Origin of the sequence: Bacillus sp. EKM202B (genome assembly GCF_011066025.1) — a bacterium.
Lineage (GTDB): Bacteria > Bacillota > Bacilli > Bacillales > Bacillaceae_G > Bacillus_A > Bacillus_A toyonensis.
On the sequence record NZ_JAAMNK010000002.1, the window covers coordinates 83392 to 99271 of the forward strand.

Sequence of the window (15880 nt, forward strand, 5' to 3'; positions counted from 1 at the left end):
CCCCCCTCCTTGTCACATATACATAGAAGAAAAGGCATTGCTTTCCAACACCTTTTCTCCTATCACTATATCATAAGCCTGTTTTATAATATACTACAATTATTTTGTTACTTCTTTCGTTAACGATACTTCATTTTTCTCTTTCATTTCACGCTCAAGCTTTGCAATTTTCATATCAAATGTATCACGCTCATGCTCTTCATTTATACGAAGCTCTATGTCACGAATGTGATCTTCAATTTCTTCGAATCGTAAGAACGGATTATTTTCATCCATTTTATGAATAGCAGTATTCATACGGCGGTTTGCATGCGCCATATTTTCACGAGCCATTAATTCCATACGCTTTGCGTTCATTTCTTTTAATTTATTTTTCATTTCTGAAAGACGACGCTCTAACTCATCAATTTGCTCTACAACACCAGCATACATTTCTTCTAAGCGAGTTACTTGCCCTTCATAATACGCCACTTCTTCTAATGCACGTTCATGCAGTTGTAATTCGCCTGCTTCTTGAGCAATGATAGCTTGCTTTGATCTTTTGTTAACAAAATAGCGTGCTTGCTCAAGCTCACGAGCGAAGTTAGATTTTAATGTTTTATGACGCTGAATTAACTTCTCAATTTTTGTTATTTCACGCTCACTATCGCGTAAATATTGGTTTAACATTGCAATTGGATTTTTTCTTTCTTTCTCATCTAACACATTATGAAAATCAGCTAAAATTGCATCGCGTACACGTCCGAATAAAGATTGTTTCATTATAAATCTTCCTCTCTTCTACTTTATTTATAATTTATTGTTTTATTGGTTTATTGTTTTAGTTTTTCATTAATTTGTTCCACTCATCTTCAAAGTTGCTATATGGTTTAGAACTTTCTGAAGCTGAATCAACAACTACATCTTTTTCTTTTTTCCATTCACGGTATCCGTAGTACAAAACTACCAATGCAGCGATACCAATTAATGCTGGTGAATGAGAAAGTGCAATGGATAAACCGATTAAACCAACAATGCCCCAAGCTAGCTTTCCAAAAAATGATTTAGCTCGCACAAATGATTTATAGCTCCAGTACACAACTCCTGCTCCGATTGCGAATCCTACAATACCAGCAAGACTACCAAGAGCAATTAAAGCCAAAATACCGGCCGCGATAAACGCTAGAAATTGTTTCATCTTGTGCTTGCCTCCCTTCGATTTGATACTCTTATCTTAACTATTTTTTCATTTTTCCATAACGAGCTTAAGAACCGTTTTCAACTCAGACTTAAGACCGAGATACATTCAGCCTTCTGTAAAAAACATAAGGTAGAATAGGATGATTCACTCTTTTACCACACATAAAAAAACCGTGCAGAGAATATTCTCTACACGGTTTCAATTACTAAAGTTATCATTCATATTAAATTATGCTGTTTTATGATACTCTTTTTTCTCCGCCACTTTCGAAAACTTCGGAAATCCAATCAAAATCGAAACAATTCCACATACCCCAACTAAAATTGGATAAAATGCATACGGTAACAGTTCAATCGGAGATAAAGCAGCAAACCCTGCCGCAGTTAACATTTGAGCACCATACGGAATTAATCCTTGCACACAACATGAGAAAAGGTCTAATACACTTGCTGATTTACGGGGATCAATTTCATATTGATCTGCAATGTTTTTCGCAAGCGGGCCTGTAAAGATAATTGAAATCGTATTATTCGCTGTACACATATTCGTCATACTCACTAAACCAGCAATACCGAACTCTGCGCCTTTTTTCGAACGAATATTACGCGTTAAAAGATTCATTAAATATTGAATCCCACCATTATATTGAATTAGTTCAACCATACCTCCGATTAAAATAGCAAGTAATACTAACTCCATCATACCGCCCATTCCAGTCGTTACACTTTTAAAGAAACTCTCCAACGTGTAACTTCCATCTATAAGACCGATAGCGCCAGATAATACAGTTCCACCAGTTAACACAATAAGTACATTCCAGCCAAGTAGCGCGGTAATAAGTACTCCTGCATACGGTAAAATCTTTATCCAATCAAAACTATGAGCTTTAACCTGCGTATCACTTCCTGAAGTAATTATTACTAATAGTACAATTGTAATAATAGCAGCTGGCAATACAATTAAAAAGTTCGTTTTAAACTTATCTTTCATTTCTGTTCCTTGCGAACGAACAGCTGCGATTGTTGTATCTGAAATAAATGATAAATTATCACCAAACATCGCTCCACCAACAACAGTAGCCATCGTAAGTGCAATTGAGATATCAGTTTGTCCACTAATACCTACAGCAATCGGTGCTAACGCTGCAATTGTTCCCATTGAAGTTCCCATCGCTAATGAAATAAACGCACCTATAACAAAAATTCCAGCTACGATAAATCCTGGTGGCAAAATAGTTAACGCTAAATTAACAGTTGAGTCTACTCCGCCCATTCCTTTTGCTGTTTCAGAAAATGCACCTGCAAGTACAAAAATTAATACCATAATCATAATATCCGGATTTCCTGCACCTTTAGCGAATCTTTCTACTTTCACATTAAAACTTTCTTTACGATTCATCACCAAAGCAATTCCTACAGCAATTGAAATCGCTACAAGTATCGGCAATTTATAGAAATCACCCGTAATAATTCCAGAACCAATAAATAGCGCTAAAAATATCCCAAGTGGTAATAAAGCTAAACCATTTCCTCTCGTTTCTTTCAAAGTACCATCTCTCCCTAGTTTCAACCTTTTTTTAATGAATAACAAAAGACCTCTTCCAACGAGAAGAGGTCTTATACATCTATAAGGAACGCTCTTCTCATCTTTCAAGCACATGCTTGCTGGATTTGGCACAGCACTCTAAAATCGAGTCCGCTGCCGAGGCATCGTAGGGCCAGTCCCTCCGCCTCTCTTTATAAGAAGGTTTCATATTTATTTTTTAATAATAATTTCTTCCCTAACTTTACTCGCTTACAAAACAAAAGTCAATTATTTTTTGTATAGATTTTTTTGGTAATTATACAAAAATATGAATACACCAATCATTTTAACTTTTTGATTTCTTTATCTAATATTGAAATCCAATAAAATTCACTATTGTTTATGGCTTCCATGATCCATTTCGTTGTTTGCCAGGCTAATTCATATTCTTCCTTTGTAACATCACCATTTTTATAAGCGTCCTCTAACTCATCTTCATCCAATACATACATCTTACCATTCGGCAATAGCACTACATCTAAATATAAATCATCAAAATACGGTAAACCCCGGTCGTCTATTTCGTATTCTTTCGTCACATCAATATAATATTGTACTAAATTCCCCTTATTATCTAACATAGCTGTAATCGCAAAGTTTTTCCCTTTTATGAAATACTGAATCCACGTATACTCATTACCTGCGACACAAATTTCTTTACCATCATATTCTTTATAACTAGGTTCTCTCACCTTTTTTATGTCCAGTATTCCTAGCATGCCCTCTTCTACTTGCTTAACCATATAATCCTTCTCTATTAGTCGCTTCCACGAAGAACCGTCACCATATTTACGTTTCATTACGCCCGCTCCTCTTCTATATATAGAAAAGCTCCCACATATATTATGTGAGAGCTTGTTCATATTATAATTAAGCTGCTTGACCCTTTTCAGATATCTCTTTTAAATAGGCTTGTCCTTTTTCAGCGTCATATTGACCTTCCCACTTAGACATAACTACAGCTGCTAAAGAGTTACCTACAACGTTAACTGCTGTACGAGCCATATCTAGAATACGGTCAATACCTGCAATAAAGGCTAAACCTTCTGCTGGAATACCTACTGTACCAAGCGTTGCTAATAATACAACGAATGATACGCCCGGTACACCTGCGATACCTTTTGATGTAACCATTAATACAAGTAATAATGTAATTTGTTGAGAAATAGATAAATCAATACCGTACATTTGTGCTAAGAAAATAGCCGCAATTGCTTGATATAAAGTTGATCCATCTAAGTTAAATGAATAACCTGTCGGAATAACGAAAGATGTAATTGCTTTCGGACAACCGAACTTTTCCATTTTCTCCATGATTTTCGGTAAAACTGTTTCTGAACTTGCTGTAGAATACGCTAAGATCAGCTCGTCTTTTAAAATCTTAAAGAATTGGAAAATGTTAATTCCAAATATTTTCGCTGTAAGTCCTAAGACAACTACAACGAAGAAGATCATTGCTCCGTATACTACAATTAGTAATTTCCCTAACGGAATTAATGAAGCTAAACCGAATGTAGAAACTGTAACACCAATTAATGCGAATACACCAAATGGTGCAAACTTCATAACTTGGTTCGTTACGTAAAACATTGCGTCTGCTACACCTTGGAAAAATTGTAGAACTGGTTTACCACGTTCACCAATTGCTGCTACACCTAAACCAAATAATACAGAGAAGAAAATAATAGCAAGCATATCACCATCAGCTAATGATTTCATAATGTTCGTCGGAACAATATTTACAAACGTATCCGCAAACGAATGACTTTGTACTTGCTCTGTCGTATGTGTATATTTAGAAATATCTGTTTTTGTTAACTTATCCATATCAACGCCTTTTCCAGGTTGGAAAATGTTCGCTATTAATAGACCAACAACAATTGCAAGTGTTGTAATAATTTCAAAGTAAATAATTGTTTTTCCGCCTAGTCGACCTAACTTCTTAACATCGCCAACACCAGCAACCCCAACAACAATACTTGCTACAACAATCGGTACAACGATCATTTTAATTAATCGGATGAAAACATCACCAATTGGTTGTAAGTACTTCGCAACTGCTGGATTATCAAAGAAAATCGCACCAACTGCAATACCTAACGCAAGACCTATTAATATTTGCCATGCAAGTCCTATTCTTTTCATATTTGTTGTAACCCCCTCTTCGATGTATCACTCTATCCCTCATTCTATCTCTATAAAACTAAGAAATTAAGAGTATTATATATTATTCGACAATTCACTACATTTTGTCCCTGTTAAAAATCATAAATCAAAAAATTAAATCTGACAACAAAATAACTTTTCCCGAACGTAAATAATTTTCTTGACAAAAATAAAACCCATGTCAGAAAACCTAACATGAGAACGATTCCTTACTAGTGTTTAATTGACTCCCTACATAATTTTTCGCTATATACAATAATTCTGTTTATTCCTTTATTTTATAAAAATACCTAAATATACCTTTATTTCATATGTAAAAAAATATAACTTTCATGACAATTACTGTTGAAAAATGATAAATTCCGACAAAACTTAGCAATTTTATAAAATTTTCTTTACATTATGATTACAACGATAGACACACTTCTTCTTATGATATATAACATTCATAGGGAAAGGAGCCAGACAACCATGAAAAAGAAATTTGCAGCGTTTAGTGTTTTAGCAGCAGGAACGATTTTTGCTTCCCCATTACTTTCACCCGTATACGCTGAAACAAATCAAGATAAATTATCGAATATACAATCAGAATTAGACGGCAAACAAAATGACTTACAAAATAAATCAGCTGAGAAAGAACAAATAGAAAAAGAAATCCAAGATTTACAGAAAAAAAATCGACGAATTAACTACTTCTATTAATAAAAACGAGGCTGAATTAAACGATACAAAAAAAGAAATTAGCAAAACACAACAAGTAATTGCTGACAAAAAGAAACATATAGAACAATTACAAACAAACATAGATACACGTCAGGAAGTTATTAAACAACGATTACAATCTATGCAAGAAAAACCACGTACAAACATCATTACAGAGGTATTAACAAACTCTGCAAACATTGCTGACCTTATTGATAATATGTACTCCGTCAGTTTAATTTTAAACAATGATACAGATATTGTGAAAAAACAAACAACCGATCAAAATGCTGTGGCGACAGAAAAAGAGGCTGTTGAGAAAAAAGAACAACAACTAAAAGAGGCCGAACAAAGATTAATCCAAAAACAACAAGAGCTACAAACAAACCAGCAACAGCAACAATCATTTATTAATGATCTACATACGAAAGTAGCAAAAGTAGATTCAGAGATTGAAGGACTAGAAGAATCAAAAGGCATTTTAGAAAATCAGCGTCAAGCTGTTCAAAAAGCAATTGAAGAAGAAAAACGTGCAGAAGAGGCTCGTAAAGCCGAGGAAGCCCGCAAGGCAGAAGAAGCTAAACAAGCTACTACATCTGCTCAAAAAGCTCAAGCAGCTTCACCGCCACACGATACAAATACTGGCGGCTTTATTAAACCAGCAGCTGGATCAAAAACTTCTGGGTTTGGTACACGTTCTTTAGATAACCATAAAGGTATCGATATTGCCGCTTCGGGAACGGTTCCAATTATTGCTGCTGCAGATGGTGTAGTTATCCGCTCGGAATTCTCATCTAGTTACGGAAATGTTGTGTACTTATCTCACCGTATAAACGGAAAGACATACACGACAGTATATGCACATATGAGTAGCCGTTCTGTATCAAATGGACAAACTGTAAAACAAGGCACTCAACTTGGATTCATGGGGAATACTGGCCAATCATACGGGCAACATTTACACTTCGAACTTCACCTTGGAGAATGGAATGTCGGCAAGACAAACGCAGTTGATCCATCTTCATATATCGGATTATAAAAAACTCGGTGCATACCGAGTTTTTTTCTTTACACTTCACACACTATAGGCATTCTACATAGACTATAACTAAATGCCTATCGTTTACGGGGTGATCAAAGATGGATACACAATTACAACAAAAAATAGAAGAAGCTAGAGAAACGTATATTGGCCGGTTATTTACATTTGGCGGCTCAGCATTGTTTTTAATCGGTTCTTTCATCGCAGTCGTTACAGCCTACAAAGCATATAATCGTCTATTACATTCATCAATGTCAGCATAAAAAAAAGACGGGGGACCCCCGTCTTTTTTATGCAAACATTTTAAATACGCCTATCGCATTTAAAAATACGATAATTACAGTTACTGGAATAACATAACGAAGCAAGAAGAACCAAATGTTAAATAACGTCTTCCCTTTCGTTTCCGTAACTTCTAATTCTTTCATTAATAACTCTTTACTCATTTTATTTGGTACAAATAGCGAAATAGCTAGTACCCCTAGCGGCAGCAATACATTACTTACCGAGAAGTCAACGAAATCAAAGAATGTTTTCCCAAATATTTTCACATCACTCATAATTCCAAACGATAATGCTGACGGAATTCCAACTGCAAAAATAAGAATACCAATTAATAATGATGCTGAAGGACGCTCCTTTTCATTACCTTTCGCAACAGATGCTACTACAATTTCAAGCATTGAAATAGCTGATGTTAAAGTCGCAAAGAAGAATAAAATTAAAAACATAATAAAGAAAAATTGTCCAAATGGTATTTTTGCAAATACGGCTGGAAGGACGATAAACAGTAATCCCGGTCCTTCCGTCGGTTTAACTCCTAATGCGAAAATCGCTGGGAAAATCGCTAATCCCGCAAGTACTGTAACGAAAACAGTTAAACTTACAATAGATGTTGCTGATTTCGCTAAATGTTCTTCTTTCTTTAAATACGAACTATACGTTACCATTACCGAGGCACCTACTGTTAGTGAGAAGAAAGATTGTCCCATCGCATATAAAATCGTATCTGCTGTAAGCTTTGAAAAGTCAGGTTTTAAGAAGAACTCTACTCCAGCAAAAGCACCATCAAGTGTCAACGCACGAATAATAATCGCGATAAATAAAATAAATAATAATGGCATCATATACTTACTTGCCTTTTCTATACCTTTCTCTACACCTTTACTTACGACAAAAATAGTACAAAGCATAAAGATAAATTGCGCTCCAATCGCACTTACTGGATTTGAAATCGCCTCACCAAACACACTCGCATAATCGACAACACCATTCCAGAAACTACCTGTAACACTGTAGTATAAATACAGTAAAATCCATCCACCTACAACACTATAGAAAGAGAGTACACTAAAACATGTTACAACTCCCATACGACCAATCCAAGGATATACTTTACTATTTGGCACTAATACTTTATACGCTGTAACTGCCTCTTTTTGTGTACTACGACCAATAACAAATTCTGCTAGTAATAGCGGCATCCCAATAAATAAAGTTAATAGTAAGAAGACTAGGAAGAATGCGCCTCCCCCGCCATTACCTGCAACATATGGAAATTTCCATATCGCACCAAGACCTACTGCTGCTCCGGCTGCTGCGAGTACAAAGCCTATTTTCGACGTCCATTGCTGTGTTTCTTTCATCATAAATTCCCCTTTTCTGAATATTTAAACTTTTAACAATTATACACTTTCATTTCATACTCGCACACCTCCTTTAGAAAATAAAAAAGTCCCCTACACGCAAATATGCATGTAGAGGACGATATATGTAATGTAAATACCGTGGTACCACCTCAATTGGACTGATAAATCCCACTTGTTCAAGTACAGGAATCATTCCGATACTCTATCCTTTTAACGGCGGAACCCGGGTTGCCTACTACAATGTTCAACATACCTCTCGCAAGCCCATTCTGTATATTTTATCGTACCGGGCTCACACCTTACCCCAGCTCTCTGAACGCATCAAATATACGTACTCTTCTTGCTCATCGATTTCATCTATTGAAGTTACTTGTGATTATAAATTATATTTTTATACTTGTAAAGCGCTATTTACTTTTTATCTCTTTAGAACTCTCTCCTCTAATTCTTGTAAAAACTGTTCTCTTTTTCTCTCATTTTGCACATATGCTGATTTCAATACTTCTTGTAGTAATATATGCCGTTCTTTCTTTTCTAACTGTAAGTCTTTTAACTTCACCCTTACTTCATATAAAAAATCTAAATATATTTCGTATGTTTCATCGTATTTATTCGCGATATCATCTCGAATTTTTTTTGCGAGTTTTGGACTTGCTCCTCCGGTAGAAACCGCTATATTAAGTAACCCACGATGAATCGCTGCCGGAAAGTGAACATTGCCACTTTCCGGGTTCGTAATAACATTTACCAATTGATTCTTTGCAGCATCTTCAGCAACTTGTTCATTTAATATAGAATCACTACTCGCCGCAACAACTAAAAAAGCATCTTTAATATCACTTTTTTCATACTCTCTTTGATACCAACGAATTTTCTTCTCCTCCACAAGTTTCACTAAATTTACATCTAATTCTGGACTTACTACTACTATATCCGCACCTTGTTTGAGTAAAGGAATTATTTTAAATCCGGCAACTTTTCCTCCACCAATGACAACAACCCGTTTCTTATTAACTTGCACTGTAAGTGGATACATATGAATCTCCCTTCAATAACTCCTTCGTTTTCTGAATTAACATATCTTGAACCACTTCATTTTTTCCTAAATACGGACTTATTTTTATCTCATCCAACTCATATTGACGCACTTCTTTCTCAATATGTTTCATAAGTAAGCCTGTAAATAACAAATAAGGTAATACAATAATACACCCTTCTTTTCGCTCTACAACTTCCTTTAATTTCTCCTCAAATTTCGGCTCCGCAGCTGCTAAAAAACAAACTTCTACTTTAGCAATTTTTTCTTCTGCTTGAAATAAAGTAGCGATCCGATTTATATCTTGTAAAGTTTCAGGATCGCTACTACCCCTTGCAACGAGTAAAAGTGTTACTTCATCTTTATATTCTTCAATACCACTTCCGTTATATACCGACTTTATAAGCGTCTCTGATACACCAAACGGATTACCATACGTCACTTTAATATTAGGGTATTGATTATTTAACTTTTGTAATTCAAAAGGAATATCATTCTTCACATGGCCTGCTGCTAATAAGAAAACAGGAATAGCAATAATCTCTGTCGCACCACGCTTCGCACATGTACGAAATCCTTCTTCAATAGAAGGATTCGCCAGCTCTAAAAAACAAACTTCTTGAATAGCCGCTTCTATACGGCTCATACATGTCGTAATAAATTGAATTGCCTCTTCTTTCGCTGCCCTCAAACGACTTCCATGACATATATATAAGATGGCTTTCATTTTATAACACTCCGCTTACTTGATAAGTCTGTTCCGTTTGTTTTTCAAACCAATGAATTTTCTCTCTAAAACGGACAACTTCTCCAATTACAATCATACTCGGATTTTGAATTTGTTCTTTTCTCGCAACATCTACAATTGTCCCTAACGTCCCGACAACTGTACGCTGCATAGACGTCGTTCCCCGTTCAATAATAGCAGCAGGTGTACCTTTATCTTTTCCATGCTTCATAAGTTGTTCGCATATGTAGGGCAAATTACTAACTCCCATATATACTGCCAAAGTCTCTACACCTTTCGCTAAATTTTCCCACTTCACTTCCTCTTCAGCACCTTCTTTTCTATGCCCTGTCACAACCGCAAAACTCGCACTTGCATCACGATGCGTCACCGGAATACCAGCATAAGCAGGTGCAGCTATTCCAGCTGAAATTCCAGGAACGATTTCAAATGGTACACCCTGCTTTGCTAACGCTTCAGCTTCTTCCCCCCCTCTACCAAATACAAATGGATCACCGCCCTTTAACCTCGTTACAACTTTTCCTTTTTTCGCATATTTAATAAGAAATGTGTTAATTGTCTCTTGCTTCATCGTGTGATAATTCGGGAGTTTCCCGCAATAAATTAAATCCGCTTCAGGCTTTGCATATGAAAGCAATTCTTTATTCACGAGACGGTCATATAAAATAACATCTGCCTTCTCAATACATTTCAATCCTTTAACAGTAATTAAATCCGGATCGCCAGGACCCGCTCCAACTATATACACCTTCCCCATCATCTCTCCTCATTTCTACTATTAAAATGAAACTTCCATCCTTATGCATGAATGGAAGTTAGTATACGTTCGTATTTCAATGTTATTTACTCATGAACAACAAATGCCGCACCTTTTCGAATCTTCTTTTTTTCAAATAAGGAGATTTCCTTTACTTCTGGCAACGGTAAAAAATGCTTTTCAAGCTCAATCTCCGCAAGCTTAAATGCCTGCTCTTCACTTTGAGCAACAACAACAATCGGAACGATATTATTCGCTAACACAGCTTCAAATCGATATAATTCCATATTGCCCCTCCTAAGACGCTATTACTTCTTCTAACACGTTATTTAAAGCTATTTGCAATGTATCTACACCGATACGTCCGACAAAATCATAAAATGTTTCGGCAGGTAACTTATTCTCTTTAAAATAACTTATAAATGATGCGAGTACATCCGGTAAATCCTCGCCATCTATTTTCCCTTTTAACTTTTGATTATAGGCACCGCCATCTAACAACGTTCCACCTACATATATTTCAAATGCTTCAACAATCCCTTTTTCCTTCGTTTTCATTTTTATCCCTTGTAATCCGATGTCAGCAATTTGACGTTGACCACATGAATTTGGGCATCCTACCATATGAATTCGAACTGGAACATCAAGTGCAATTTCTGTATCTAAGTATTCTGCAATTTTCCGTAATCTTTCTTTCGTTTCTACTAGAGCAAGATTGCAATATTCAATACCAGTACATGAAACCGCATGACCAATAAATGATTTCGGACTTGCAGATATCGCTTCAAACAACGGTTCACTTAATAAACCCGTTACATTTTCTGGTGGAACATTCGGAATGATGAAATTTTGTGAGTTACACGTACGAATTTGTCCATTTCCATACTGCTTTGCAATTCTTGCAATCTCAAACATTTCTTTTGCATGTAAACGACCTACCGGCACATTAAAACCGACATATTTTAATCCATCTTGTTTTTGATCTTGAACACCATAAAAATAGCCTGCATTCCATCCTTTAAGTGCACTTTCTCCTTTACTTTGCAATGGTCCTGTATACTCTATTAGTTTCTCTTTAAATTTCTCTGCTCCCCAGTCTGCAACAAGAAATTTCAAACGAGCTAAATGACGTTTCTCGCGATATCCAAAATCACGGAATATAGTAGCAATCCCAATTGCTACCGCCTTCACTTCTTCTGGTAAAACGAACACATCTAATTCATCAGCTAAATATGGACGGGCTGATAATCCACCGCCTACTTTTATATGAAAACCAACTTTTTTCTCACCATCTATTTCTTTCGTAGCAGGTGTAAATGCAACACAGTTAATCTCTGCGTTTGCCGAGTTATAAACGTTAGAACTAATAGACATTTTAAATTTACGTGGTAAGTTAGAAAACTCTTCATTATGTTGGAAATAGTCATATACCTCCTTCACAATATGCGTTGTATCAAACAGTTCATTCGCATCAATTCCTGCAAGTGGATTACCTGTAATATTACGTGTTATATCACCACACGCCCCTGCTGAAGATAACCCAACTCTTGCTAATCTTTTAAAAATATCTGGCATTTGCTGAATTTCTAACCAGTGAAACTGAATCGCCTGTCTTGTCGTAATATCTATTACATCACGTCCATAATCCTCAGCGATAGAAGCAAGCACTTCCGCCTGCGCATTTGTAATAATCCCTGAAGGAATATTTACACGCATCATAAAATAGCCAGCTTCTTTCGGTCTTTGCAAATACAATCCTGCCCATTTAAATGCGTCCCACTCTTCTTTCGGAATAGATTCGAATCCATTTTCCGCATAGTAAGGAATATCATTAAAAATTTCCAAACCATCTTTTGCTAATTTATTTTTCTCAGTCTGATTTAATTTTTCATTATTAGCCCATACTTTTTCATAACTCATTTTTAAATCCCCCTATATAAAGTGAAACTTTAATCAACCCTCACCAATCGGGCATTTACAGCCTGCTCCAGCCGAATTTTGAGGTGGGCGTTTTACTTCCCAGCAAACAACGGGACAAAACTACGCTCTTGTAAGTACTTCACGATTTGTTCTGCACATTCTTCAATAGAATACTTGTGCGTTTCTACAATTAATTCCGCTCGATCTGGTTCCTCATACGGTGAATCAATACCTGTAAAATCTTTAATATCACCTTGTCTCGCTTTTTTGTATAACCCTTTTGGATCACGTTTTTCACACTCTTCAATTGGACATTTTACAAACACTTCTATAAACTCATCTGCCGCTAATAGATCCCTAACTTGTTTTCGATCTACTCGAAATGGTGAAATGAACGCTGTAAGAACAACAGTACCTTGATCTACAAATAGCTTCGCCACTTCGCCAATACGCCTTATATTCTCCATACGATCACTTTCAGAAAAACCTAAGTCTTTATTTAAACCATGGCGAATATTATCCCCATCTAACACATAATTTCCAATATTCTTTTCAAATAGTTTACGAGCAACCGCATTCGCTACTGTAGATTTACCCGAAGCTGATAAACCAGTAAACCAAATTACAAAACTATGATGCCCATTCTTCACTCTTCTCTCATTTTTCGAAACAGAAGCTGTGTGCCAAGTAATATTCGTATCCATCTCGTTCTCTCCCTATTCTGTTACTACTTCTTTTTTCAAACCTTTAATTAACACTTCCACTACTTCTTTACGACTAAATGTACTTGGCGGAATCTCACCATTTCTTAACATTTCTCTTACTTTTGTACCTGATAAAATGACACGGTCCTCTTTTCCATGCGGACACGTTTTCGTTGAAGCCATCGCTTCACATCTCGTACAGTAAAAGCTATGTTCAAAAAATAGCGGCGTAATCCCTAACTCTTCCACTGTAAAGTTCGTAAAGATTTCCTGCGCTTCGTATGTTCCGTAATAGTCTCCTACCCCAGCATGATCACGTCCTACAATAAAGTGGGTACACCCAAAATTCTTTCTTACCAATGCATGAAATATCGCTTCCCTTGGTCCTGCGTAGCGCATCGCTGCAGGAAATACACCTAAAAAGACACGATTTTTCGGATAATAGTTTTGAAGCAACACTTCGTAGCTTTCCATCCTTACATCAGCAGGAATATCATCTGACTTTGTTTCCCCAACGAGCGGATTTAAAAAGAGACCATCTACAATTTCAAGAGCAGATTTTTGAATATACTCATGGGCACGATGTACCGGATTTCTCGTTTGAAATCCAACTACTGTTTTCCAGCCACGTTTTTTAAATTCTTCTCTCGTTTCAATTGGGTCTAAATGATAAGAAGGAAATTGCTTATTTTCCAAGCGTTTTATAAGCGTAATAGCTCCTCCAACATAAACATCTGGTCGTTCATATAATTTTTTCACGCCTGGATGAGCCTCATCCGTCGTTTTATATACAAGTAAAGCTTCTTTTTCTTTATCAGGTGCAAAAATATCTTCTATTTGAATGACACCATATATATTTCTGTCATTAACAAGTTTTACTTCCTCTCCAGCTTTCAGTCCCTCTGCTACTTCTTCTGTTACTGGCAATGTAATCGGTATACTCCATACGCTTCCATCTGCTAAACGAAGCGTTTCTACGACCGAATCATAGTCTTTTTTCCCTAAAAAACCAGTAAGCGGACTATATCCCCCTGTCGCTAGCAGTTCTAAATCACTTAATGCAATGTTGTCTAATTCAATTTCTTTTTCAATTTGTGATACGTCGTATGTCTCATCTACACGGTTTATTAATTCGTTTCTTGTAGTCATTTTCTATATCCCCTCTTAGCTTTATTTCAAGATACATCTTATTGGTAATGAAGACCGCATTCGGTTTTCATTTTCCCGGTCCACCTACCATCTCTTGAATCACCACCGGCACCTACAGGTAACGTACACTTCTCACACCCGATACTTGGATATCCAATATCATGTAATGGGTTGTATGGCAAGTTATGTTTGTATACATATCGCCATACTTCTTTCCACGTCCAATGAATAAGCGGACAAACTTTAATAGATTGAAAACGATGATCTTGATTTATAAACTTTGTATGCTTACGCGTTTCTGATTGTTCCCTTCTTAAGCCCGATATCCACGCTTTTTCCTCTGTAAGTGATTTTTCTAACGGCAAAATCTTCCTAATCTTACAACAGAGATTCGGATTGCTTTCCCATAGTTTCTCACCGTGCAACTTTGCTTGTTCATCGAGTGTAAGTTCCGGCTGTTTTTCTATAATATTTAATGAAGGAAATCGTTCTCTTACTTTTTGAATTAATTCATACGTTTCTTGAAAATGAACATTTGTATCCAAAAATACAACTTTAGCAGATGGATTTACTTGGTTTATAAGATGCAGTAAAACCATGCCTTCCACTCCGAAGCTACACGCGTATACAATTTCATCTTTATATTCTTTATAAGCCCAACTTAATACGGATAGCGCGCCTTTCGTTTCATCTTCCTCTGAAAATGAAACACGATTTTCTTCCCACGTTTCATACGTCAACATGTTTTTTCCCCCTGTAAAAGCAAAAAGACGGTTTTAATCTATTAAAATAGATTAAAACCGCCTCTAGTTTTTCTAGTCAGCGCTTTTCACTTTAAACGTACTTTTTCACTTTTCTCTAATTGAATTACTTTTCCATCTTGCACCACAATTGTAATTGAACCATATTTCATATCAGCAAGCATCGCTTGAATTTTCTCAGATACTTCATCAAAATGTTCCCGTACGCTCACGCGAACTGCCCCCCTTTTTATTCATAAAAAAAATCTTTCCCATTTCGAAAAGACTGTTCGGTAATATATTTTACCTTATCTTTCAAAATGGATTCCATTTTGCTGGATTTAGCACCTTGCTTTCTATAAGCAGGTTGCCGAGCTTCTTCGGGCCAGTTCCCTCCGCTTCTCTTGATAAGCTTTGTATTTGTATTTTATCACAATTCTGATTTTTTTCAATCCTAGTTTTCCGATATATTTTAATTATTTTATTTTATCCCGCTATTTGCG

16 protein-coding genes, 1 pseudogene, 2 riboswitches and 1 other annotated feature are annotated in these 15880 nt (G+C 36.1%); of the genes and pseudogenes, 2 read left to right on the top strand and 15 right to left on the bottom strand.

All coding sequences use genetic code 11. From position 1 onward, the window contains the following. Positions 1-99 precede the first annotated feature (99 nt). From G9F74_RS03655 to gltP, 5 genes are all read right to left on the bottom strand, one after another. Positions 100-762 carry a PspA/IM30 family protein gene (locus tag G9F74_RS03655; protein WP_000814140.1) on the bottom strand — a complete coding sequence of 221 codons (663 nt, stop codon included), beginning with the start codon at positions 760-762 and terminating at the stop codon, positions 100-102. Between the two features lie 58 nt (positions 763-820). Beyond that, entirely contained in the window at positions 821-1177 is a 357-nt protein-coding gene (locus G9F74_RS03660; RefSeq protein WP_000808637.1) for a lmo0954 family membrane protein, read from the bottom strand. Positions 1178-1408: 231 nt separating this feature from the next. Continuing rightward, complete coding sequence (locus G9F74_RS03665; protein ID WP_000665472.1) at positions 1409-2725, bottom strand: Na+/H+ antiporter NhaC family protein; 1317 nt, start codon at positions 2723-2725, stop codon at positions 1409-1411. Positions 2726-2819: 94 nt separating this feature from the next. Next, positions 2820-2925: riboswitch (SAM riboswitch) on the bottom strand. Positions 2926-3045: 120 nt separating this feature from the next. Next, positions 3046-3564, bottom strand: coding sequence for a ribonuclease FAU-1 family protein (locus G9F74_RS03670; RefSeq protein WP_000824639.1), 519 nt, complete (start codon positions 3562-3564; stop codon positions 3046-3048). Between the two features lie 70 nt (positions 3565-3634). Beyond that, a complete protein-coding gene (gene gltP / locus G9F74_RS03675; protein WP_000821124.1) occupies positions 3635-4909 on the bottom strand; it encodes a glutamate/aspartate:proton symporter GltP in 1275 nt (424 codons plus the stop codon). 492 nt (positions 4910-5401) lie between these two features. On the opposite strand from gltP, the pseudogene G9F74_RS03680 reads away from it, so the two are divergent. Continuing rightward, positions 5402-6671: pseudogene (locus G9F74_RS03680) on the top strand (murein hydrolase activator EnvC family protein). Between the two features lie 101 nt (positions 6672-6772). After that, positions 6773-6937, top strand: coding sequence for a hypothetical protein (locus tag G9F74_RS03685; RefSeq protein ID WP_000380940.1), 165 nt, complete (start codon positions 6773-6775; stop codon positions 6935-6937). A gap of 27 nt (positions 6938-6964) precedes the next feature. Here the strand turns inward: G9F74_RS03685 and G9F74_RS03690 are convergent, their stop codons facing one another. The 10 genes from G9F74_RS03690 to G9F74_RS03735 form a co-directional block, all read right to left on the bottom strand. Beyond that, positions 6965-8320: a sodium-dependent transporter gene (locus G9F74_RS03690; RefSeq protein WP_016108077.1), complete on the bottom strand. Its 1356-nt coding sequence runs from the start codon at positions 8318-8320 to the stop codon at positions 6965-6967. Positions 8321-8431: 111 nt separating this feature from the next. After that, positions 8432-8680, bottom strand: a binding site (T-box leader). A gap of 61 nt (positions 8681-8741) precedes the next feature. Continuing rightward, on the bottom strand, positions 8742-9359 hold the full coding sequence (locus tag G9F74_RS03695) for an NAD(P)-binding protein (RefSeq protein ID WP_000283324.1): 618 nt from the start codon (positions 9357-9359) through the stop codon (positions 8742-8744). Then, entirely contained in the window at positions 9334-10086 is a 753-nt protein-coding gene (locus G9F74_RS03700; protein WP_000644376.1) for a sirohydrochlorin chelatase, read from the bottom strand. The genes G9F74_RS03695 and G9F74_RS03700 overlap by 26 nt, the downstream gene beginning before the upstream one ends. 1 nt (position 10087) lies before the next feature. Continuing rightward, the gene (gene cobA, locus G9F74_RS03705) at positions 10088-10864 is read right to left on the bottom strand and encodes a uroporphyrinogen-III C-methyltransferase (RefSeq protein WP_000521277.1); all 777 of its coding nucleotides are present in this window, start codon (positions 10862-10864) and stop codon (positions 10088-10090) included. A gap of 86 nt (positions 10865-10950) precedes the next feature. Then, positions 10951-11151 carry a DUF3906 family protein gene (locus G9F74_RS03710; RefSeq protein ID WP_000424930.1) on the bottom strand — a complete coding sequence of 67 codons (201 nt, stop codon included), beginning with the start codon at positions 11149-11151 and terminating at the stop codon, positions 10951-10953. 10 nt (positions 11152-11161) lie between these two features. Continuing rightward, on the bottom strand, positions 11162-12784 hold the full coding sequence (locus G9F74_RS03715; RefSeq protein ID WP_016090952.1) for a nitrite/sulfite reductase: 1623 nt from the start codon (positions 12782-12784) through the stop codon (positions 11162-11164). 92 nt (positions 12785-12876) lie between these two features. After that, positions 12877-13488 carry an adenylyl-sulfate kinase gene (cysC, locus tag G9F74_RS03720; RefSeq protein WP_000380522.1) on the bottom strand — a complete coding sequence of 204 codons (612 nt, stop codon included), beginning with the start codon at positions 13486-13488 and terminating at the stop codon, positions 12877-12879. 12 nt (positions 13489-13500) lie between these two features. Further along, positions 13501-14637: a sulfate adenylyltransferase gene (gene sat / locus G9F74_RS03725; RefSeq protein ID WP_000213327.1), complete on the bottom strand. Its 1137-nt coding sequence runs from the start codon at positions 14635-14637 to the stop codon at positions 13501-13503. A gap of 38 nt (positions 14638-14675) precedes the next feature. Continuing rightward, entirely contained in the window at positions 14676-15380 is a 705-nt protein-coding gene (locus G9F74_RS03730) for a phosphoadenylyl-sulfate reductase (RefSeq protein ID WP_000959007.1), read from the bottom strand. An 86-nt stretch (positions 15381-15466) separates the two neighbouring features. Beyond that, positions 15467-15610, bottom strand: a complete 144-nt coding sequence (locus G9F74_RS03735; protein ID WP_000116159.1) for a YezD family protein — start codon at positions 15608-15610, stop codon at positions 15467-15469. A gap of 72 nt (positions 15611-15682) precedes the next feature. After that, a riboswitch (SAM riboswitch) is annotated at positions 15683-15791 on the bottom strand. Positions 15792-15880 lie beyond the last annotated feature (89 nt).

Coding starts and splice junctions, on each gene's coding strand:
- G9F74_RS03655 (WP_000814140.1), bottom strand. CDS start 762: ATGAAACAATCTTTATTCGGACGTGTACGCGATGCAATTTTAGCTGAT.
- G9F74_RS03660 (WP_000808637.1), bottom strand. CDS start 1,177: ATGAAACAATTTCTAGCGTTTATCGCGGCCGGTATTTTGGCTTTAATT.
- G9F74_RS03670 (WP_000824639.1), bottom strand. CDS start 3,564: ATGAAACGTAAATATGGTGACGGTTCTTCGTGGAAGCGACTAATAGAG.
- gltP (WP_000821124.1), bottom strand. CDS start 4,909: ATGAAAAGAATAGGACTTGCATGGCAAATATTAATAGGTCTTGCGTTA.
- G9F74_RS03685 (WP_000380940.1), top strand. CDS start 6,773: ATGGATACACAATTACAACAAAAAATAGAAGAAGCTAGAGAAACGTAT.
- G9F74_RS03690 (WP_016108077.1), bottom strand. CDS start 8,320: ATGAAAGAAACACAGCAATGGACGTCGAAAATAGGCTTTGTACTCGCA.
- G9F74_RS03695 (WP_000283324.1), bottom strand. CDS start 9,359: ATGTATCCACTTACAGTGCAAGTTAATAAGAAACGGGTTGTTGTCATT.
- G9F74_RS03700 (WP_000644376.1), bottom strand. CDS start 10,086: ATGAAAGCCATCTTATATATATGTCATGGAAGTCGTTTGAGGGCAGCG.
- cobA (WP_000521277.1), bottom strand. CDS start 10,864: ATGGGGAAGGTGTATATAGTTGGAGCGGGTCCTGGCGATCCGGATTTA.
- G9F74_RS03710 (WP_000424930.1), bottom strand. CDS start 11,151: ATGGAATTATATCGATTTGAAGCTGTGTTAGCGAATAATATCGTTCCG.
- G9F74_RS03715 (WP_016090952.1), bottom strand. CDS start 12,784: ATGAGTTATGAAAAAGTATGGGCTAATAATGAAAAATTAAATCAGACT.
- cysC (WP_000380522.1), bottom strand. CDS start 13,488: ATGGATACGAATATTACTTGGCACACAGCTTCTGTTTCGAAAAATGAG.
- sat (WP_000213327.1), bottom strand. CDS start 14,637: ATGACTACAAGAAACGAATTAATAAACCGTGTAGATGAGACATACGAC.
- G9F74_RS03730 (WP_000959007.1), bottom strand. CDS start 15,380: ATGTTGACGTATGAAACGTGGGAAGAAAATCGTGTTTCATTTTCAGAG.